At 60.5% G+C, this 19139-nt stretch carries 18 protein-coding genes; 14 read left to right on the top strand and 4 right to left on the bottom strand.

Translation table 11 applies throughout. From position 1 onward, the window contains the following. The first annotated feature begins 38 nt into the window (after positions 1 to 38). The 3 genes from K5E40_RS31535 to K5E40_RS31525 all read left to right on the top strand — a co-directional run bounded on the left by K5E40_RS31535 (position 39) and on the right by K5E40_RS31525 (position 2930). Positions 39 to 704, top strand: a complete 666-nt coding sequence (locus K5E40_RS31535) for a fumarylacetoacetate hydrolase family protein (RefSeq protein ID WP_221734095.1) — start codon at positions 39 to 41, stop codon at positions 702 to 704. Positions 705 to 971: 267 nt separating this feature from the next. Next, entirely contained in the window at positions 972 to 1895 is a 924-nt protein-coding gene (locus tag K5E40_RS31530) for an SdiA-regulated domain-containing protein (RefSeq protein WP_221734094.1), read from the top strand. A 117-nt stretch (positions 1896 to 2012) separates the two neighbouring features. After that, positions 2013 to 2930, top strand: a complete 918-nt coding sequence (locus K5E40_RS31525; protein ID WP_221734093.1) for an SdiA-regulated domain-containing protein — start codon at positions 2013 to 2015, stop codon at positions 2928 to 2930. A 147-nt stretch (positions 2931 to 3077) separates the two neighbouring features. Here the strand turns inward: K5E40_RS31525 and rpiA are convergent, their stop codons facing one another. Then, on the bottom strand, positions 3078 to 3752 hold the full coding sequence (gene rpiA, locus K5E40_RS31520; RefSeq protein ID WP_221734092.1) for a ribose-5-phosphate isomerase RpiA: 675 nt from the start codon (positions 3750 to 3752) through the stop codon (positions 3078 to 3080). Between the two features lie 147 nt (positions 3753 to 3899). Here rpiA and ilvA point away from each other — a divergent pair, with 147 nt between their 5' ends. Next, positions 3900 to 5414 (top strand): threonine ammonia-lyase, biosynthetic, encoded by a 1515-nt coding sequence (gene ilvA / locus K5E40_RS31515; RefSeq protein ID WP_221734091.1) that lies wholly within the window; start codon positions 3900 to 3902, stop codon positions 5412 to 5414. A gap of 40 nt (positions 5415 to 5454) precedes the next feature. Beyond that, positions 5455 to 5868, top strand: a complete 414-nt coding sequence (locus K5E40_RS31510) for a DUF2269 family protein (protein ID WP_221734090.1) — start codon at positions 5455 to 5457, stop codon at positions 5866 to 5868. A 120-nt stretch (positions 5869 to 5988) separates the two neighbouring features. On the opposite strand, the gene K5E40_RS31505 is transcribed toward K5E40_RS31510, so the two are convergent. Next, positions 5989 to 6645: an HAD family phosphatase gene (locus K5E40_RS31505; protein WP_221734089.1), complete on the bottom strand. Its 657-nt coding sequence runs from the start codon at positions 6643 to 6645 to the stop codon at positions 5989 to 5991. A gap of 143 nt (positions 6646 to 6788) precedes the next feature. On the opposite strand from K5E40_RS31505, the gene K5E40_RS31500 reads away from it, so the two are divergent. Together K5E40_RS31500 and ptsP are read left to right on the top strand one after the other, a co-directional pair. After that, entirely contained in the window at positions 6789 to 7268 is a 480-nt protein-coding gene (locus K5E40_RS31500) for an RNA pyrophosphohydrolase (protein ID WP_003229203.1), read from the top strand. Between the two features lie 22 nt (positions 7269 to 7290). Next, a complete protein-coding gene (gene ptsP, locus K5E40_RS31495) occupies positions 7291 to 9570 on the top strand; it encodes a phosphoenolpyruvate--protein phosphotransferase (RefSeq protein ID WP_221734088.1) in 2280 nt (759 codons plus the stop codon). Positions 9571 to 9677: 107 nt separating this feature from the next. Here ptsP and K5E40_RS31490 read toward each other — a convergent pair whose 3' ends face one another. Continuing rightward, on the bottom strand, positions 9678 to 10424 hold the full coding sequence (locus tag K5E40_RS31490) for an NRDE family protein (protein ID WP_221734087.1): 747 nt from the start codon (positions 10422 to 10424) through the stop codon (positions 9678 to 9680). Between the two features lie 130 nt (positions 10425 to 10554). Here K5E40_RS31490 and K5E40_RS31485 point away from each other — a divergent pair, with 130 nt between their 5' ends. The 3 genes from K5E40_RS31485 to K5E40_RS31475 all read left to right on the top strand — a co-directional run bounded on the left by K5E40_RS31485 (position 10555) and on the right by K5E40_RS31475 (position 13252). Next, positions 10555 to 11337, top strand: coding sequence for a sulfite exporter TauE/SafE family protein (locus K5E40_RS31485; RefSeq protein ID WP_221734086.1), 783 nt, complete (start codon positions 10555 to 10557; stop codon positions 11335 to 11337). Between the two features lie 80 nt (positions 11338 to 11417). Then, positions 11418 to 12230 (top strand): prolipoprotein diacylglyceryl transferase, encoded by an 813-nt coding sequence (gene lgt, locus K5E40_RS31480; protein ID WP_221734085.1) that lies wholly within the window; start codon positions 11418 to 11420, stop codon positions 12228 to 12230. A gap of 50 nt (positions 12231 to 12280) precedes the next feature. Next, the gene (locus K5E40_RS31475; RefSeq protein WP_221734084.1) at positions 12281 to 13252 is read left to right on the top strand and encodes a thymidylate synthase; all 972 of its coding nucleotides are present in this window, start codon (positions 12281 to 12283) and stop codon (positions 13250 to 13252) included. A gap of 124 nt (positions 13253 to 13376) precedes the next feature. Here the strand turns inward: K5E40_RS31475 and cadR are convergent, their stop codons facing one another. Further along, complete coding sequence (cadR, locus tag K5E40_RS31470; RefSeq protein ID WP_221734083.1) at positions 13377 to 13826, bottom strand: Cd(II)/Pb(II)-responsive transcriptional regulator; 450 nt, start codon at positions 13824 to 13826, stop codon at positions 13377 to 13379. A gap of 84 nt (positions 13827 to 13910) precedes the next feature. Here cadR and K5E40_RS31465 point away from each other — a divergent pair, with 84 nt between their 5' ends. The 4 genes from K5E40_RS31465 (at position 13911) to K5E40_RS31450 (ending at position 18862) form a co-directional block, all read left to right on the top strand. Further along, entirely contained in the window at positions 13911 to 16172 is a 2262-nt protein-coding gene (locus K5E40_RS31465; RefSeq protein ID WP_221734082.1) for a heavy metal translocating P-type ATPase, read from the top strand. Between the two features lie 15 nt (positions 16173 to 16187). Continuing rightward, positions 16188 to 17051: a LysR family transcriptional regulator gene (locus K5E40_RS31460; RefSeq protein WP_221734104.1), complete on the top strand. Its 864-nt coding sequence runs from the start codon at positions 16188 to 16190 to the stop codon at positions 17049 to 17051. Between the two features lie 499 nt (positions 17052 to 17550). After that, complete coding sequence (locus K5E40_RS31455) at positions 17551 to 17925, top strand: DUF6124 family protein (protein WP_221734081.1); 375 nt, start codon at positions 17551 to 17553, stop codon at positions 17923 to 17925. Positions 17926 to 18496: 571 nt separating this feature from the next. After that, on the top strand, positions 18497 to 18862 hold the full coding sequence (locus K5E40_RS31450; RefSeq protein ID WP_221734080.1) for a DUF6124 family protein: 366 nt from the start codon (positions 18497 to 18499) through the stop codon (positions 18860 to 18862). Positions 18863 to 19139 lie beyond the last annotated feature (277 nt).

Below are 19139 nucleotides of genomic sequence, written 5' to 3'. Positions count from 1 at the left end.
GCAATCTCTGATGAATCAATGAAGGCAGGAGTCGGTAAATGAGCTATCAGCACCAGTATGTCGACGGCACGCGTATTCACTTCCCGCTGGGAAAAGTGGTGTGCATTGGCCGTAATTACGCCGAACACGCCAAGGAACTGGACAACCCGGTCCCTACCGAGCCATTGCTGTTCATCAAGCCGGGCAGTTGCGTGGTGTCGCTGGAAGGCGGTTTCAGCATTCCGACCGAGCGCGGTTCGGTGCACTACGAGGCGGAAATCGCCGTGTTGATCGGCAAGCCACTGTCGACCAAGCCAAGCCGTGAAGAAGTGCTCGATGCGATCTCCGGTTTCGCTCCGGCGCTGGACCTGACCCTGCGCGACAAGCAGGCCGAGCTCAAATCCAAGGGCCTGCCGTGGGAAATCGCCAAGTCGTTCGACGGCGCGGCGGTGCTTGCCCCGTTCGTGGTGGGCAGCACCTTTGCTGATCTGACCGATATCGGCATCCGTCTAACCATCAACGGCGAAGTCCGTCAGGACGGCAACAGCAGCGCGATGCTCAACCCGATCGTGCCGATGATCCAGCACATGGCCGGCTGCTTCTCGCTGCAGGCCGGTGACGTGATCCTCACCGGCACGCCGGTGGGCGTTGGCCCGCTGAATGTCGGCGACGACATCGTGCTGGAACTGGTCGGCGCCAGCCGCTTCACCAGCAGCGTGCGCTAACCGCAACACTGCAAAAACCTGTGGGAGCGGGCTTGTTCGCGAAAGCATTTTGTCAGTCAACGAAGATGTCGACTGATCCGACGCCTTCGCGAGCAAGCCCGCTCCCACATTGGTTTGTGGTGACCCGAAGATCGGGGACAAACCACGACAATCTCGCCATTTGCCGTTTTTTTCACATCCCGTCTGGATAATTTCCGTCATTCTGGCGTCTGAGCCGGCCTCTTTGTGCTATTACCCATAGCCTGAATTTTCGGAACGCATCCCTCGATGGCATCTCAAACTCAGCTCAAAACCCCTCGCCGCTCACGTTTCGCCCTGCGCTGGTATTCCTGGCTATTGCTGGTGATCGTCGCAGCGTATGGGCTGGCGCATCTGATGCATTGGGATGATCGCGGTGCGCTGTGGGTACTGGAGCGTTTCGAAAGCCCGGCCGAGCAAAAGGGAAGTGTCTGGCTGCCGGATTACCGGGCGGTCATCGATGCCAAGCCGCTGCCGGGCATGGAGAAGGATGAGGCGTCGGATCTGGCCTACAACACGCAGACCAAAACCCTTTTCTCGGTGATGGGCAAGAACCCGTTTCTGGTCGAACTGACCCTGCAAGGCGATGTGCTGCGCAAGATGCCGCTGGTGGGCTGGGCCAACCCGGAAGGCGTCACGATCATGGAAAACGGCCTGATGGCCATTGTCGATGAGCGTCTGCACATGCTGTCGATCGTCAAGGTCGATGCCGATACGCGTGAGCTGAACATCGCCAATTTCCCCAAGTACGACCTTGGCCCGTCGAAAGACCAGAACAAAGCTTTCGAAGCGATCACCTGGGATGCGCGCAATCAGCAGTTCCTGCTGGGCGAGGAGCGTCCACCGGCGCTGTTCACCTGGAAAAGCGATGGCAGCCAGACGCTCAAAGGCGACAAGCAGAAGCTGGACAGTGATGAGCTCGACATTCGCAATCTCTCGGCGTTGGCAATTGACCCGCGCACCGGTCACACATTGGCGTTGTCGGCTGACTCGCACCTGTTGCTGGAGCTGGACGAGAAGGGCGAGCAAGTCAGTTTCATGACCCTGCTTGGCGGCTTCAACGGTTTGAAGAGCACCATTCCCCGCGCCGAAGGCGTGACATTGGACGAGGCGGGCACGCTGTATATGGTCAGCGAGCCGAACCTGTTCTATCGCTTCGAAAAACAGCAATAACTGTCCTAGCGGCAATTTCAGACAAGTCTGATTGTCCTGACAGGCAAGTGGCCATTAAGCTTCATTTCAGACAGGCGTGATATTTCATCCGCCTGTTTTGATTCCGAGCCCTCCTGCATGCATCGACTTGCCCGTCCCAAGCCTCTCCTTGTCACCCTTTCGGTGATTGCTCTGATCGCGTTGATCGCGATCGGCCAATACCTGCGCCTGTTCGAGCGTGCCTGGTTCAATCTGCACACCCTGTGGCAACCGCTAAGCAGCGAGGCCATTGGTCTGGATCAATATCGGGTGGAGATCGAGGCGCGGGTAATCGAAGGGCTGGACGATGACGTGTCGGCGCTGACCTACGATCCGGTGCGCAACAGCCTGTTCACGGTCACCAACAAAAATGCCGAGCTGGTCGAACTGTCGCTGGAGGGCAAAATCCTGCGCCGCATCGCACTGATTGGCTTTGGTGATCCGGAGGCGGTTGAGTTCATCAGTGCCGATACTTATGTGATCACCGACGAGCGCCAGCAGCGGTTGATCAAGATTCACCTGGAAGATGTCACCACGTTCCTCGATGCGGCGGACGCCGAGCAAATGACCCTGGGTGTGCACGCGAGCAGCAACAAGGGTTTTGAAGGGCTGGCTTATGACTCGGTGGGCAAGCGCTTGTTTGTCGCGAAAGAGCGCGACCCGATGCTGATCTACGAAGTGCACGGTTTCCCGCACTTCAACCCGGAAAAGTCCTATGCGGTGCATGTGATCAACAATCCCAAGCGGGATGCCGGCATGTTCGTGCGTGATCTGTCGAGCCTGCAATACGATGAGCGCAGCGGGCATTTGCTGGCACTGTCGGATGAGTCGGGGCTGATTCTGGAACTGGATGTGGGTGGGCGCCCGTTGAGCACCCTGTCGCTGAGCAAGGGCCGGCAAGGTTTGCAGAAAACCGTGCCGCAGGCGGAAGGCATTGCGATGGATGACGACGGGACGCTGTACCTGGTGAGTGAGCCAAACTTGTTTTACGTCTTCAAAAAGCCCGCCCCAAACTGACTCGCACCGCAAAAACCAATGTGGGGCTTGCTCGCGAAAGCGGTGGGCCAGACAACGCAGATGTCGACTGATCCACCGCTTTCGCGAGCAAGCCCGCTCCCACAGGTGGGGGCATGTATCTGCCCACAAAAATGTGGGCAGTCTGGCTTACTCAGCCTTCAGCGTCTTCACACCTTCACTCGTGCCCAGCAACAGCAGATCCGCCGGACGCGCGGCGAACAGGCCGTTGGTGACCACGCCGACAATGGCGTTGATCTGCGTTTCCAGCTCCACCGGATTAGTGATCTGCATATTGAACACGTCGAGGATGATGTTGCCGTTGTCGGTCAGTACACCTTCGCGGTACACCGGGTCGCCGCCCAGTTTCACCAGTTGACGGGCCACGTGGCTACGGGCCATCGGGATGACTTCCACCGGCAGTGGAAATTCGCCCAGCACCGGCACCAGTTTGCTGGCGTCGGCGATGCAGATGAAGGTCTTGGCCACGGCCGCGACGATCTTCTCGCGGGTCAGCGCAGCGCCGCCGCCCTTGATCAGGTTCAGGTGCTCATCGCTTTCATCGGCGCCGTCGACGTAGAACTCCAGGTCGCTGACGGTGTTCAGTTCATAGACGGGAATCCCGTGGCCCTTGAGGCGCGCGGCGGTGGCTTCGGAGCTGGCGACCGCGCCATCGAATGCGCCCTTGTGCTGGGCCAGTGCGTCGATGAAGCAGTTGGCGGTGGAGCCGGTGCCGACACCGACGATGCTTTTGTCGTCGAGTTTCGGGAGGATGAAGTCGACAGCAGCCTGAGCCACTGCCTGTTTGAGTTGATCCTGGGTCATGCGGGCTCCGGAAGCGGGCAAGGTGAGAACGGAAAGGCCGGCATTATAGCCCCAAGCGGGTCTAAAACCTCTGCAATCGTGTGGTCGCCCGGGCAAAAGCCGGGTTAGACTCCTTGGCCCTGCCCAACCGCTCAGTGATGCTTTCCGATGCTCGAACAGTACGTCAAAAAGATCCTCACCTCGCGCGTTTATGACGTTGCCGTAGAAACCCCGTTGCAGAACGCTCGCCAGCTCTCCGAGCGGCTGGGCAATGACATCTGGCTCAAGCGCGAAGACTTGCAGCCGGTGTTCTCGTTCAAGATTCGGGGCGCCTACAACAAGTTGACCCAACTGAGCGACGAAGAACGCGCACGTGGTGTGGTCACCGCGTCGGCGGGCAACCACGCGCAGGGGCTGGCCCTGGCGGCGAAAGTGCTGGGCGTCAAAGCCACCATCGTCATGCCCAAGACCACCCCGGAGATCAAGGTCGAAGGCGTGCGCTCGCGTGGCGGCAAAGTGGTGTTGCACGGCGATTCGTTCCCGGAAGCCCTGGCCTACTCGCTGAAATTGGTCGATGAAAAAGGCTACGTCTACATCCACCCGTACGACGATCCGCACACCATTGCCGGGCAGGGCACCGTGGCGATGGAGATTCTGCGTCAGCACCCGCAGCCACTGGATGCGATTTTCGTCCCGGTCGGCGGCGGCGGCCTGATCGCCGGTATCGCCGCCTACGTGAAATACCTGCGTCCGGACATCAAAGTCATCGGCGTCGAGCCCGACGACTCCAACTGCCTGCAAGCCGCCATGGCTGCCGGCGAACGCGTGGTGTTGCCGACCGTGGGCATCTTTGCTGACGGCGTGGCGGTGGCGCAGATCGGCCAGCACACCTTCGACATCTGCAAAGATTATGTCGATGAAGTGATTACCGTCAGCACCGACGAGATCTGCGCGGCAATCAAGGATATCTACGACGATACCCGCTCGATCACCGAGCCTGCCGGCGCCTTGGGCGTGGCCGGGATCAAGAAGTACGTCGAGTTGCGCGGCGTCAGCGGCCAGACCTTTGTCGCTATCGACTCCGGCGCCAACGTCAACTTCGACCGCTTGCGTCACGTTGCTGAGCGCGCCGAACTGGGCGAAGGCCGCGAAGCGATCATCGCCGTGACCATCCCCGAAAAGGCCGGCAGCTTCAAGGCGTTCTGCGAGGCCATCGGCAAGCGCCAGATCACCGAATTCAACTACCGCTACAACACCGGCAGCGAAGCGCACATTTTCGTCGGCGTGCAGACGCATCCGGAAAACGACCCGCGCAGCGCACTGCTGGCGAGCCTGACCGAGCAGGGTTTCCCGGTCATTGACCTGACCGACAACGAATTGGCCAAGTTGCACATCCGTCACATGGTCGGCGGGCGTGCGGCGCAGGTGGTTGATGAAGTGGTGCTGCGCTTCGAATTCCCGGAGCGTCCGGGCGCGCTGTTCAACTTCCTCAACAAACTTGGCGGGCGCTGGAACATCTCGATGTTCCACTACCGCAACCACGGCGCGGCGGATGGCCGGGTGGTCGCCGGGCTGCAAGTGCCCCACGATGAGCGGCATCTGGTGCCGGAGGCGCTGGCGCAAATCGGTTATCCGTACTGGGACGAAAGCGACAACCCGGCCTATAAGCTGTTTCTTGGCTGAACGGCTACGCTGATGGGCATGGCCCAAGGAAAAGAAACCCATGGAAACCCTGACCACCCTGAAAGTCCTTCACGTCGCTGCAACCGTAGTGATACTCACCAGCGGCCTGGGGCTCGCCGCGCTGACCTGGCGTAATCGCAGTCAAGGGCCGGCCAGCACGATGCAACGTCCGTGGTTGTTTGTCTGGTGTTTGATGCTGATCGGCATGTTGAGCATGCCCTTCACCGGCTGGTGGCTGGTGCATCTGATTGGCTGGCCATTGGGGCAGTTCTGGATTCTGGGCTCCAGCGTGATCTATGCCGTGGCCACGTTGAGTGCCGTTTGGCTGCTTGTTCGGCTGAATCGACGGTGGACGAGCGGGGGCGGCAACTGGAAATTCAGTCTGGCGCTGGCGATTGTCAGTGGTGTTGGATTTCTCGCCATTGCGGCGTTGATGGGGGCCAAGCCTGTTTAAGGCTTGAGACCGGGTTGCCCCCTTCGCGTGCAAGCCCGCTCCCACAGGGGTTTTCGGTGAACACAGATTATGTGGACGACCGAGAAACCTGTGGGAGCTGGCTTGCCAGCGATGGCGTCATCAGTCGCGCAGAGTCATGACCGGCCAGCCACGTTTTTCGGCTTCAGCACGCAAATTCGGATCCGGATCCACGGCCACCGGGTTCGCCACTTGCTCCAGCAGCGGCAGGTCATTCATCGAATCGCTGTAGAAGTAGCTGTCTTCCAGCGAATGCCCGGTTTCTTCCAGCCAGCGATTCAGGCGCGTCACCTTGCCTTCACGGAAGCACGGAATGTCGGTGCTGCGCCCGGTGTAACGGCCATCAACCATTTCGCACTCGGTGGCGATCAGGGTTTCAACGCCCAAACGAACGGCAATCGGCGCGGTCACGAAGCGGTTGGTCGCGGTGATGATCACCAGTTTGTCGCCGGCATCGCGGTGCTTTTTCAGCAGGTCGAGCGCCTTGGGCAGCACGATCGGTTCGATGCAGTCACGCATGTAGTCGTTGTGCCATTGATCAAGCACGGCCATTTCGGTGCGGCCTAGAATCTCCAGGCAGAAGTTCAGGTACGCGGCGTTATCCAGTTTGCCGGCTAGGTAATCCTGATAGAACTCGTCGTTGCGCGCTTTGTACGCGATCGGATCGAGGAAGCCGCGTTCACACAGATAGTCGCCCCAAGCGTGGTCGCTGTCGCCGCCCAGAAGGGTGTTGTCCAAATCGAAGAGTGCCAGGCGCATTGCAGTTACCCGCTGAAAAGTCAGTAAAAAGGCGACAAGAATACGGTCTTTTCACAAGAGTGCACATAAGGTAGGAACCTTCGTTGCCGCCTTATCAAGCTTTGTGGAACAATGCGGCGACATGCGTTTGCGAGGTTGTTGCCGTGATCGACCCCGATGGTTTCCGCCCCAATGTCGGGATCATTCTGACGAATGACGCCGGCCAGGTGCTATGGGCTCGCCGTATCAATCAAGATGCCTGGCAGTTTCCACAAGGGGGAATCAACCCTGAAGAGACGCCGGAAGACGCCTTGTACCGCGAGCTGAACGAAGAAGTTGGCCTGGAACGTGAAGATGTTGAAATACTCGCCTGCACACGGGGCTGGTTGCGCTATCGTTTGCCGCAACGTCTGGTGCGTACCCACAGCCAACCGCTGTGCATCGGCCAGAAACAGAAATGGTTTCTCCTGCGCCTGATCTCCAACGAGCAGCGGGTGCGGATGGATTTGACCGGTAAACCGGAGTTCGATGGCTGGCGCTGGGTCAGCTATTGGTATCCGTTGGGCCAGGTGGTGACATTCAAGCGCGAGGTTTATCGCCGCGCCCTCAAAGAGCTTGCCCCGCGCCTTTTAGCGCGCGACTGACGACGGAGTTCGACCCCGAGCCATGCTCAATACGCTGCGCAAGATCGTCCAGGAAGTTAACTCCGCCAAGGATCTCAAGGCGGCGTTGGGGATTATTGTGTTGCGCGTCAAAGAGGCCATGGGCAGCCAGGTCTGCTCGGTCTACCTGCTTGATCCCGAGGCCAACCGCTTCGTCCTGATGGCCACCGAGGGCTTGAACAAGCGCTCGATCGGCAAAGTCAGCATGGCACCCAACGAAGGTCTGGTGGGCCTGGTCGGCACGCGTGAAGAACCCCTGAACCTCGAAAACGCCGCGGATCATCCGCGCTACCGCTACTTCGCCGAGACCGGTGAGGAGCGCTACGCCTCCTTCCTTGGTGCACCGATCATTCACCACCGCCGCGTTGTCGGCGTGTTGGTCATCCAGCAAAAAGAGCGCCGCCAGTTCGATGAAGGTGAAGAAGCCTTCCTCGTGACCATGAGCGCGCAGCTCGCTGGCGTCATCGCCCACGCCGAGGCCACCGGTTCGATCCGGGGTCTGGGCCGTCAGGGCAAAGGCATTCAGGAAGCCAAGTTCGTCGGCGTGCCGGGCTCGCCGGGTGCGGCGGTCGGTACGGCGGTGGTCATGTTGCCGCCGGCGGATCTGGACGTGGTGCCGGACAAGACCATCACCGACATCAACGCCGAACTGGCACTGTTCAAGACCGCCATTGAAGGCGTGCGCGCCGACATGCGTGCCTTGTCGGCGAAACTGGCGACACAACTGCGTCCCGAAGAGCGCGCGCTGTTCGACGTTTATCTGATGATGCTCGACGATGCCTCGCTCGGCAGCGAAATCACCACAGTGATCAAGACCGGCCAGTGGGCGCAGGGTGCGTTGCGTCAGGTGGTCACCGAACACGTCAACCGTTTCGAACTGATGGACGACGCCTACCTGCGTGAGCGTGCGTCGGACGTCAAAGACCTCGGCCGCCGCTTGCTGGCCTACTTGCAGGAAGAGCGGCAACAGAACCTGGTCTATCCGGAAAAAACCATTCTGGTCAGCGAAGAACTGACGCCGGCCATGCTCGGCGAGGTGCCTGAAGGCACGCTGGTTGGTCTGGTTTCGGTACTCGGTTCGGGTAACTCCCACGTTGCGATCCTGGCCCGGGCCATGGGTATTCCAACGGTGATGGGCCTGGTCGATCTGCCGTACGCCAAGGTCGACGGCATTGAAATGATCGTCGATGGCGTTCGTGGCGAGGTTTACACCAACCCCAGCGAAGTGCTGCGCAAGCAGTTCGCCGAAGTCGTCGAAGAAGAGAAACAACTGGCGCTGGGCCTCGATGCCCTGCGTGATCTGCCCTGCGTGACCCTCGATGGGCACCGCATGCCGCTGTGGGTCAACACCGGCCTGCTGGCGGATGTGGCGCGGGCGCAGAAGCGTGGCGCCGAAGGTGTCGGTCTGTATCGCACCGAAGTGCCGTTCATGATCAACCAGCGCTTCCCGAGCGAGAAGGAACAACTGGCGATCTACCGCGAGCAACTCGCGGCGTTCCATCCGCAACCGGTCACCATGCGCAGCCTCGACATCGGCGGTGACAAATCGCTGTCGTACTTCCCGATCAAGGAAGACAACCCGTTCCTCGGCTGGCGCGGCATTCGCGTCACCCTCGACCACCCGGAAATCTTCCTGGTGCAGACCCGCGCCATGCTCAAGGCCAGCGAAGGCTTGAACAACCTGCGGATTCTGCTGCCGATGATTTCCGGCACCCACGAACTCGAAGAAGCCCTGCACCTGATTCACCGGGCGTGGGGCGAGGTGCGCGACGAAGGCACCGACGTGCCAATGCCGCCAATCGGGGTGATGATCGAGATTCCGGCAGCGGTCTACCAGACCAAGGAACTGGCGCGGATGGTCGACTTCCTCTCGGTCGGCTCCAACGACTTGACCCAATACCTGCTGGCCGTGGACCGTAACAACCCACGGGTGGCGGATCTCTACGACTACCTGCACCCGGCCGTGCTGCAAGCGTTGCAAACCGTGGTGCGCGACGCCCATGCCGAGGGCAAACCGGTGAGCATTTGCGGCGAGATGGCCGGTGATCCGGCGGCGGCGGTGCTGTTGATGGCGATGGGCTTCGACAGTCTGTCGATGAACGCCACCAACTTGCCGAAGGTGAAGTGGATGCTGCGTCAGGTCAATCTGGACAAGGCCAAGCAATTGCTGGGCGAATTGATGACCATCGATAACCCGCAAGTTATCCACAGTTCGCTGCAACTGGCGCTGAAGAACCTTGGGCTGTCGAAGATCAATCCGCCGGCAGTCATCAAGGCCCTCTAAAAGGCTGATGGCCCCTTCGCGAGCAAGCCCGCACACAGGGGATTTGTGTCGATCACAGATCCAATGTGGGAGCGGGCTTGCTCGCGAAAGCGTCAGTCCAGATACCGCTAAACCACAATCTCGACTTCCCCCAGATGCCCGCCATACGGCCCGAAGCTGCGCTCCACCATCCTTCGCGTCCCATCCGCCTGCACCACCAGCGCCGTACTCGCCCGCGTCCCGTAACTCTGGCTGGCAATAAACACACTCGACAGCAGTGATTCCGTCGCCAGCCCCACGCCGGTATCCGGCAGCTCGGCAAACGGCGCCGTTTGCGCATCGCCAAGTAACGCCAGCAACCGTGCAGGTTGCGGATCCTCCAGCACTGCACTCAACGCCGCCCTGGCCTTGAGCAACTTCGGCCACGGCGTGTCCAGTCCGGCATTGGATAACCCGTAGACCCCGGACTGCAGCATCACCGGCTCCGACATCCGTGCGTTGTAGTGCCATAGCTCATGGCTGTTGCCCAGCAGCAGGTTGAACCCGGCGTACTCTGGAGACCGACCGACAACGTCGGCCAGATAGTCATCAATCGCCTCATCGCCCGCGAGAAACCCCGCCACCAGCTCCCCCCGCGATTTACGCGCCGGCGGCTGATGCGGGTCGCGGATATTGGTCAGCGCCGCAAAGCGCCCGTTGGCGCCGATCCCCAGCCAGGTGCCACCGGCTTCGAGATCGCGTCCGGCGTGCACATGCGGTGCCTCAGGCCATTGCGCCAGTGGCAGACTGGGGCGGGCGTAAAACTCGTCACGGTTGGCCGCAACGATCAGCGGCTGGGCATGGCCCGGGCGCCAGGCAAAAACGATCAGGCACATAAGGTGGTCCTTGTGTGTTTTTTGCCCACTCTACGCATCCGGCGTCCGTGCATCCATCGCCAGTTCCGCCTAAGGGTATGCATCCGTTACCATGCCGCTCCGGTTTGGGGAAAGCGTCTGGGAGACGGTCATGGAATTTCTGCTCTATCTGGCGCTGGGCGCCTGTGCAGGCGTGCTGGCCGGGCTGTTCGGGGTGGGCGGCGGGATCATCATTGTCCCGGTGCTGGTTTACAGTTTCACTTTGCAGGGCTTCGACCCATCGATTCTGACCCACCTGGCGGTCGGCACGTCGTTGGCGACGATCATCTTCACCTCGGTCAATGCCGTGCGTGAGCACCATCGACGTGGTGCGGTACGCTGGCCGGTTTTTGCGTGGATGACCGTGGGTATTCTGGTCGGCGCCGGTTTCGGTGCGCTGACGGCCGAAGCGATTTCCGGGCCGCATTTGCAAAAAATCATCGGTGTATTTGCCTTGGTGATTTCCGTGCAGTTGGCGCTGGACGTCAAACCCAAGGCCAGTCGAACGGTGCCGGGCAAACTCGGTCTGTCCGTGGCTGGCAGTGTGATTGGCTGGGCCTCGGCGATTTTTGGCGTCGGCGGCGGATCGCTGACCGTGCCGTTCCTGACCTGGCGCAGCGTACCGATGCAGCAAGCGGTAGCGACCTCGTCGGCCTGCGGGCTGCCCATCGCCCTGGTCAGCGCATTAAGTTTCATGATTCTGGGCTGGCACGATCCGTTGTTGCCGGCCCATAGTCTCGGTTTTGTCTATTTGCCGGCGCTGTTGGGCATCGCCCTGACCAGCATGGTGTTCGCCCGTCTCGGCGCGCGTTTGGCGCACAGGTTGTCGCCGCGCTTGCTGAAAAGGCTGTTCGCCGCTTTGCTGTTCACCGTAGGTTTAAGCTTTTTGCTTTGATCGCGTCGCAATCCTGGCTTAATCCTGAGGTGACAGCGTCGCCCGGGAATTCTGGTTTCAACTTCTAACGAGGAGTCGCAATGCTGCCTTACCCGCAGATCGACCCGGTGGCTCTGGCCATCGGTCCGCTGAAAATCCACTGGTACGGTCTGATGTACCTGATCGGCATCGGCGGCGCCTGGCTGCTGGCGTCCCGGCGGTTGAACCGCTTCGACCCGACCTGGAGCAAGGAGAAACTCTCCGACTTGATTTTCTGGTTATCGATGGGCGTCATTGTCGGCGGGCGGTTGGGCTACGTGCTGTTCTACGATCTGAGCGCCTACCTGGCCAACCCGTTGCTGATTTTCGAAGTGTGGAAGGGCGGCATGTCGTTCCACGGCGGCTTTATCGGCGTGATGCTGGCCGCGTTGTGGTTCGGCAAAAAGAACAACAAGTCGTTCTTCCAGTTGATGGACTTCGTCGCACCGATGGTGCCGATCGGCCTGGGCGCCGGGCGTATCGGCAACTTTATCAACGCCGAGTTGTGGGGCAAGCCGACCGACGTGCCGTGGGCGATGATCTTCCCGCCGTTCAGCGACCCGGCGCAGTTGCCGCGTCACCCGTCGCAGCTGTATCAGTTCGCCCTTGAAGGCGTCGCGCTGTTCCTGATCCTGTGGTTGTTCTCGCGTAAACCGCGGCCGACCATGGCGGTATCGGGGATGTTCACGCTGTTCTACGGCATCTTCCGCTTCATCGTCGAATTCGTCCGTGTACCGGACGCGCAACTGGGCTATCTGGCCTGGGGCTGGCTGACCATGGGTCAGGTTCTTTGCGTGCCGATGGTGCTTGCCGGTCTGTACTTGATCTGGCTGGCTTATCATCGCGCGCCGGCAGCGCCAGCGGCGGCCATATAAATTCGAAGGCCGGGGGCGACGGCCCCCGGGTTCAAGGACACAGGTAACTCATGAAGCAATATCTCGAACTGGTCTCGCACGTCATCCAGAACGGCACCAAACAGGCCAACCGCACCGGCATCAACACCATCAGTTTCCCGGGGGCGATGCTGCGTTTCGATCTGCAGGAAGGTTTCCCCGCGATCACCACCCGCAAGATGGCCTTCAAATCGGCCATCGGCGAGATGTGCGGCTTTCTGCGGGGCGTGAACAATGCGGCTGAATTCCGCGCGCTGGGCTGCAAGGTCTGGGACCAGAACGCCAACGAAAACGCCCAGTGGCTGGCCAACCCGTTCCGTCAGGGCGACGACGACCTCGGCGAAATCTACGGCGTGCAATGGCGCAAATGGCCGGCGTACAAGCAGATTCCGCTGAGCAACACCGCCGCCATCGAACAAACCTTGAGCAACGGCTACAAGCAAATCGCTCAAGGCGAAGAAGACGGTCAGGCCTACGTGGTCCTGTACAAAGCCATCGATCAGGTGCGCCAGTGCGTCGACACGATCATCAATGATCCGGGCAGCCGCCGCATCCTGTTCCACGGCTGGAACTGCGCGCAACTCGATGAAATGGCCCTGCCGCCGTGCCATCTGCTCTACCAGTTCCACCCGAATGTCGAGACCAGGGAAATTTCCCTGACCCTCTACATCCGCTCCAACGACCTGGGCCTGGGCACGCCGTTCAACCTCACCGAAGGCGCCGCGCTGCTGAGCCTGATCGGTCGCCTGACCGGTTACACCCCGCGCTGGTTCACCTATTTCATCGGTGATGCGCACGTCTACGAAAACCATCTGGACATGCTCAACGAACAACTCAAGCGCGAGCCGTTTGCTATGCCGAAACTGAAGATTTCGGATCGCGTGCCGGAATTTGCCAAGACCGGTGTGTATCAGCCGGAGTGGCTGGAACTGGTGGAACCGAGTGATTTCTCGCTGGAAGGCTACGAGCACCACGCGCCGATGACCGCGCCGATGGCGGTCTGAAGGTTTCACGCAATACCCTGTGGGAGCGGGCTTGCTCGCGAAGAGGGTGTGTCAGTCAATTATGTGTTGGCTGACACATCGCTTTCGCGAGCAAGCCCGCTCCCACATTGGTTATCGGGTGTTCTTAATGGCCGTGACTACGGCCCACATGGGAATGCTCAATTTCCGTCGCCACAACCCCGCCACTCACTTCCAGCCGCTGCAAAATCCCGCATTGATCGGCCCCCGGCCTTTCGCCACAGCGTTGGCGCAGGTCGAGCAACTGTGTCTGTAACGCCAATAACCCGTCAATTCGTGCCTTCACATGCTGGATGTGTTCGTCGATCAGCGTGTTAACGCTTTCACACTGATCCTGCGGGCTATCACGCATGGCCAGCAGGCTGCGGATTTCTTCGAGGGTCATGTCGAGGGTGCGGCAGTTGCGGATGAAGGTCAGGCGCTCGGCGTGGGCCTGGGTGTAGACGCGGTAGTTGCCGTCGCTGCGGGCGGGCTCTGGCAGCAGGTTTTCGCGCTCGTAGTAACGGATGGTTTCGACGGCGCAATCGGTCAGCTTGGCCAGTTCTCCGATCTTCATGACGGCAATCTCCAAAAGGGTGCTTGACCCTATAGTGGCTACAGGGTCTTTACTTGGCAACAGGCACTTTCATGGACGCGACCAATGAGCGATTCCCAGCACACCCACAAGCCCGGCGACGGGCACGAACATAGCCACAGCCCCAAATTGCAGCCTGTGCATAAACATGACCACGGCGACGACGCTTGCTGTGCATCGAAAGCCGCCGCGCCTGCACGGGTGCAACTGAGCGAGGCGAAAAGCGCCGACGCCCGGCTGAGCAGCTTTCGCATCGAGGCGATGGACTGCCCGACCGAACAGACGCTGATCCAGAATAAACTCGGCAAACTGGCCGGCGTCGAGCAACTGGAATTCAACCTGATCAACCGCGTGCTCGGCGTGACCCACACGCTGGCGGACAACGCACCGATCATCGAGGCGATCAAATCCCTCGGCATGCAGGCCGAACCGCTGGAGGCGGGCGTCGAGTCGCCAGCCCCGGCCCCCGTGAAAAAACACTGGTGGCCATTAGCGCTGTCCGGTGTCGGTGCGCTCGCTGCCGAAGTGATCCACTTCACCAACGCCGCGCCGACCTGGGTGGTGGCGATCATCGCGCTGGTGTCGATCCTCAGCGGTGGCCTCGGCACCTACAAGAAGGGCTGGATTGCCCTGAAGAACCGCAACCTCAACATCAATGCGCTGATGAGCATCGCCGTGACCGGTGCCGTGTTGATCGGCCAATGGCCGGAAGCGGCGATGGTGATGTTCCTGTTCACCGTGGCCGAGTTGATCGAAGCACGTTCGCTGGATCGTGCGCGCAACGCGATCAGCGGTCTGATGCAAATGACCCCGGAGCAGGCGACCGTATTGCAGGCTGACGGTCGCTGGCTCGAACAGGAAGTAAAAAGCGTCGAACTCGGCGCCCGCGTGCGGGTTAAACCCGGCGAGCGTATTGCGCTGGACGGTGAAGTCGTCAGCGGCCGTTCGACCATCGATCAGGCGCCGATCACCGGGGAAAGCCTGCCGGTGGAGAAAACCGTGGGCGATAAAGTGTTCGCCGGCACCATCAATCAGGCCGGTTCGCTGGAATACGCGGTCACCGCAGCGGCGAACAACTCGACCCTGGCGCGGATCATTCACGCCGTCGAGCAAGCCCAGGGCGCACGCGCACCTACCCAGCGCTTCGTCGATCAATTCTCGACAATCTACACCCCAGCGGTGTTCGTCCTGGCCCTGGCCGTGGCGATCATCCCGCCGCTGTTCATGGGCGCGGTGTGGTTCGACTGGATCTACCGCGCGCTGGTGTTGCTGGTGGTCGCGTGCCCATGTGCCTTGGTGATTTCCACCCCGGTGACCATCGTCAGCGGCCTCGCGGCGGCGGCGCGCAAAGGCATTCTGGTCAAGGGCGGCGTGTACCTGGAGGGCGGTTTCAAGCTCGATTATCTGGCGCTGGATAAAACCGGAACCATCACCCACGGCAAACCGGTGCAGACCGATTACCTGTCCCTCGACCCGACTGCCGACGCCACCGCCCCGGCGATTGCTGCCGCGTTGGCCGGCCGTTCCGACCACCCGGTGTCGCTGGCCATCGCCAGCGCCGCTGTGGATAAAAACCTCGCGACGCTGATTGTGGATAACTTCGAAGCACTGGCCGGCCGTGGCGTCAAAGGCGAGATCAACGGCCAGGTCTACTACTTGGGCAACCATCGCCTGGTTGAAGAGCTGAACCTGTGCTCCCCGGCGCTGGAAGAAAAACTCTTCGCGCTGGAGAAACAGGGCAAATCCGTGGTGCTGTTGCTCGACAAGTCCGGCCCGCTGGCGCTGTTTGCGGTGGCCGACACCGTCAAGGAGACCAGTCGCGAAGCGATCCGCCAGTTGCATGAGCTCGGAGTGAAAACCCTGATGCTCACGGGCGATAACGTCCACACCGCTCAAGCAATTGCAGCGCAGGTGGGCATCGATCAGGCTCAGGGCGATTTGCTGCCGACCGACAAGCTGCAAGCCATCGAAGTGCTTTACGCACAGGGCCACCGGGTCGGTATGGTCGGCGACGGTATCAACGATGCCCCGGCATTGGCTCGCGCCGAGATCGGTTTTGCCATGGCTGCAGCGGGCACCGACACGGCGATAGAGACTGCCGATGTTGCCCTGATGGACGACGATCTGCGCAAGATCCCGGCATTCATTAGCCTGTCTCGCGATACCGCCAGCATCCTGAAACAGAACATTGCATTGGCGTTGGTGATCAAGGCTATCTTTCTTGGGGTAACCTTCGCCGGGCTCGCCACCATGTGGATGGCGGTGTTTGCCGACATGGGCGTGAGCCTGCTGGTGGTGTTCAACGGTTTGCGCCTGTTGCGCAAATAATCGAGAGGAATGGTTGTGCTGAGTGCCGAGCTGAAGGCGTTTTACATGGTGGCCCGCTTGGGCAGCATCACCCTGGCGGCGAAGAAACTCGGCCTCAGCCAACCGACCGTGACCACGCAGATTCGTAACCTTGAAAGCCACTATTCGGTAGAGCTGTTCTACCGTGGCGGTCGCCGCCTCAGCGTCAGCGATGAAGGCGCGAGGCTGCTGCCGATGGTCAAGGCGTTGTTGCAGCAGGAAGCCGATATCGAGTTTTTCCTGCGCAACAGCGGCCAGGTGCAAGGCACGCTACGCATCGCTGCCACGGCGCCGTATTACATCCTCGATCTGGTGAAGACCTTCCGCGAGCGTCTGCCGCAAGTGGACGTGTCGGTGGAAATCGGCAACTCGCAGCAGGTGCTCGAAGCGCTGGAGGATTACCGGGTCGATGTCGCCGCGTCGTCGCAGTTGCTGGATGATGCGCGGCTGATTCGTCGGGTACTCGGCACTGATCCGCTGGTATTGGCGGTGCATCGCAATCACCCGCTGGCGGTGCATGAGCATGTGTCGCTGAGTGCGTTGGTCGGGCATACGTTGCTGATGCGCGAGTCGGGTTCGACCACGCGGCGGTTGACCGAAGAGTTGCTGGCCAGCGCCGGGGTGAGTTTCGGGCCGCTGCTGGAGATCGGCAGCCGTGAATCGATTCGTGAGGCGGTGTTGCGCAACATCGGCATCAGCATCATTGCCCGCCAGGAAGTGCCGCATGATCCGCAGTTGCGCGTGCTGAGTCTCGAGAATGCGCCGCAGATTCCGGAGTATCTGTATTGCCTCAAGGAGAGGAAGAGTGCGCGGCTGCCGGCGGCGTTTTTGGGGTTGGCGCAGGAAATGTCCCCGGCCTGAGATCTTTCAGTGTCTGTGCCGGCCTCTTCGCGAGCAAGCCCGCTCCCACACTGGCATGTGTTCCCCCTGTGCGAGCGGGCTGCTCGCGAAGGGGTCAGCCGCCACAGCCAAATCCGACAGGTAAATCCCCAATCTCTGTAGGGCACTAAACCCTTTCCAGCGCAGGTGTTTAAAGACACTCGGTGTTACGCCCGGCAGCCTACAAATCCTTGCGCCGCTGCCTACGCATGCACCAGAATCCGCCGGCTTGTGCGCCTTGGGTCGGCTGCGTAACTTGGTTCGCATCACTGATTCCCAGTGATCGGGTTTAGCAGCCCGTGGTTAATCTAAGGGTGCACACACATCATCAGTCAGGCTCTGTGCCTGCATCGATGGCGGCTGTGCGCAGGGCGCTTCGGCGCGCCGGCTTCCTTAGGTTCCCCGGTCTGCTAACCTGCGTTCAGCTGCCACCCCTTCTTTTAGCAGAGAAGCGGTTCCAGCTTTATTTCGGAACCTGAAGATGATTAAACCAACGCCAAACCCGCCGGTCACAGACCCGGCATCCCCCTACGAATCGCCCGATTCAAAGAAATTCCACGAAGCCGCCGAGCGCGCCCTCGACCACTATCTCGGCCCGCCGACCGCCGCCATCATGGCCACGCCCTACACCCCCTACACCCCCAACACGCTCTACATGGCACACCCCGAGGCTGACACCGAATCCCTGCTGGCCGACGCCAGTGAAACGCTCGGCTCCGCCACCGTCATGCTCCACAACCACGCGGCAATGGTTGAAGGCTCGAACCGCAAAACCCTGCAAGGCATCGCCCAGGTGGTGATGCTGGCCGAGCTGGCGGTCAATCGTGTGCTGGACAGGTTAGTGCCGACCGAATGATCAACGCGCTCAGCGGCGCAAGCCCATGTGCCGCTGAGTGGAGGCTAGAGGTGTCGATCGCCTGAATCTTTTGGTGAATGTCTGGGCCTCTTCGTGAGCAAGCCCGCTCCCACATTGGCATGCGTTCCCCCTGTGCGAGCGGGCTGCTCGCGAAGGGGTCAGCCGCCACAGCCAAATCCGACAGGTAAATCTCCAATCTCTGTAGGGCACTAAACCCTTTTCAGCGCAGGTGTTTAAAGACACTCGGTGTTACGCCCGGCAGCCTACAAATCCTTGCGCCGCTGCCTACGCATGCACCAGAATCCGCCGGCTTGTGCGCCTTGGGCTGGCTGCGTAACTTGGTTCGCATCACTGATTTCCAGTGATCGGGTTTAGTAGCCCGGATCAGTTGACTTACGGCTGCACAAGAATCATCCAGTCGGGCGCTTGCTTGCACTTGATGGTGGCTGTGCGCATGGCATCTTCGGGTGCGCCGGGTCTTGAGTCTTCTGCCGGTCTACTAACTTGCGCACAGCTGCCACCCCTTTCGTTTAGTAGCGAGATGGCTGCGGCTCTACTGGAGAAAGACTCAATGTTCAAACCGACGCCAAACCCGCCGATCTCCGATCCGGCATCCCCCTACGAATCGCCCGATTCAAAGAAATTCCACGAAGCCGCCGAGCGCGCCCTCGACCACTATCTCTGCCCACCGGCCGCCGCCATCATGGCCACGCCCTACACCCCCAACACGCTCTACATGGCACACCCCGAGGCTGACACCGAATCCCTGCTGGCCGACGCCAGTGAAACGCTCGGCTCCGCCACCGTCATGCTCCACAACCACGCGGCACTGGTGGATGGCACGCACCGCAAAACCCTGCAAGGCATCGCCCAGGTGGTGATGCTGGCCGAGCTGGCGGTCAATCGTGTGCTGGACAGGTTAGTGCCGACCGAATGATCAACGCGCTCAGCGGCGCATGCCCATGTGACGCTGAGTGGAGGCTAGAGGTGTCGATCGCCTGAATCTTTTGGTGAATGTCTGGGCCTCTTCGCGAGCAAGCCCGCTCCCACATTGGCATGCGTTCCCCCTGTGGGAGCGGGCTTGCTCGCGAAGGGGTCAGCCGCCACAGCCAAATCCGACAGGTAAATCTCCAATCTCTGTAGGGCACTAAACCCTTTTCAGCGCAGGTGTTTAAAGACACTCGGTGTTACGCCCGGCAGCCTACAAATCCTTG

This window comes from Pseudomonas baetica (assembly GCF_019733355.1).
Classification (GTDB): Bacteria; Pseudomonadota; Gammaproteobacteria; order Pseudomonadales; family Pseudomonadaceae; genus Aquipseudomonas; species Aquipseudomonas baetica_A.
The sequence above is the reverse complement of the archived record's forward strand: the minus strand, read 5'-3'. Positions and strand labels throughout refer to the sequence as shown.

Coding starts and splice junctions, on each gene's coding strand:
- K5E40_RS31535 (WP_221734095.1), top strand. CDS start 39: ATGAGCTATCAGCACCAGTATGTCGACGGCACGCGTATTCACTTCCCG.
- K5E40_RS31530 (WP_221734094.1), top strand. CDS start 972: ATGGCATCTCAAACTCAGCTCAAAACCCCTCGCCGCTCACGTTTCGCC.
- K5E40_RS31525 (WP_221734093.1), top strand. CDS start 2,013: ATGCATCGACTTGCCCGTCCCAAGCCTCTCCTTGTCACCCTTTCGGTG.
- rpiA (WP_221734092.1), bottom strand. CDS start 3,752: ATGACCCAGGATCAACTCAAACAGGCAGTGGCTCAGGCTGCTGTCGAC.
- ilvA (WP_221734091.1), top strand. CDS start 3,900: ATGCTCGAACAGTACGTCAAAAAGATCCTCACCTCGCGCGTTTATGAC.
- K5E40_RS31510 (WP_221734090.1), top strand. CDS start 5,455: ATGGAAACCCTGACCACCCTGAAAGTCCTTCACGTCGCTGCAACCGTA.
- K5E40_RS31505 (WP_221734089.1), bottom strand. CDS start 6,645: ATGCGCCTGGCACTCTTCGATTTGGACAACACCCTTCTGGGCGGCGAC.
- ptsP (WP_221734088.1), top strand. CDS start 7,291: ATGCTCAATACGCTGCGCAAGATCGTCCAGGAAGTTAACTCCGCCAAG.
- K5E40_RS31490 (WP_221734087.1), bottom strand. CDS start 10,424: ATGTGCCTGATCGTTTTTGCCTGGCGCCCGGGCCATGCCCAGCCGCTG.
- K5E40_RS31485 (WP_221734086.1), top strand. CDS start 10,555: ATGGAATTTCTGCTCTATCTGGCGCTGGGCGCCTGTGCAGGCGTGCTG.
- lgt (WP_221734085.1), top strand. CDS start 11,418: ATGCTGCCTTACCCGCAGATCGACCCGGTGGCTCTGGCCATCGGTCCG.
- K5E40_RS31475 (WP_221734084.1), top strand. CDS start 12,281: ATGAAGCAATATCTCGAACTGGTCTCGCACGTCATCCAGAACGGCACC.
- cadR (WP_221734083.1), bottom strand. CDS start 13,826: ATGAAGATCGGAGAACTGGCCAAGCTGACCGATTGCGCCGTCGAAACC.
- K5E40_RS31465 (WP_221734082.1), top strand. CDS start 13,911: ATGAGCGATTCCCAGCACACCCACAAGCCCGGCGACGGGCACGAACAT.
- K5E40_RS31455 (WP_221734081.1), top strand. CDS start 17,551: ATGATTAAACCAACGCCAAACCCGCCGGTCACAGACCCGGCATCCCCC.
- K5E40_RS31450 (WP_221734080.1), top strand. CDS start 18,497: ATGTTCAAACCGACGCCAAACCCGCCGATCTCCGATCCGGCATCCCCC.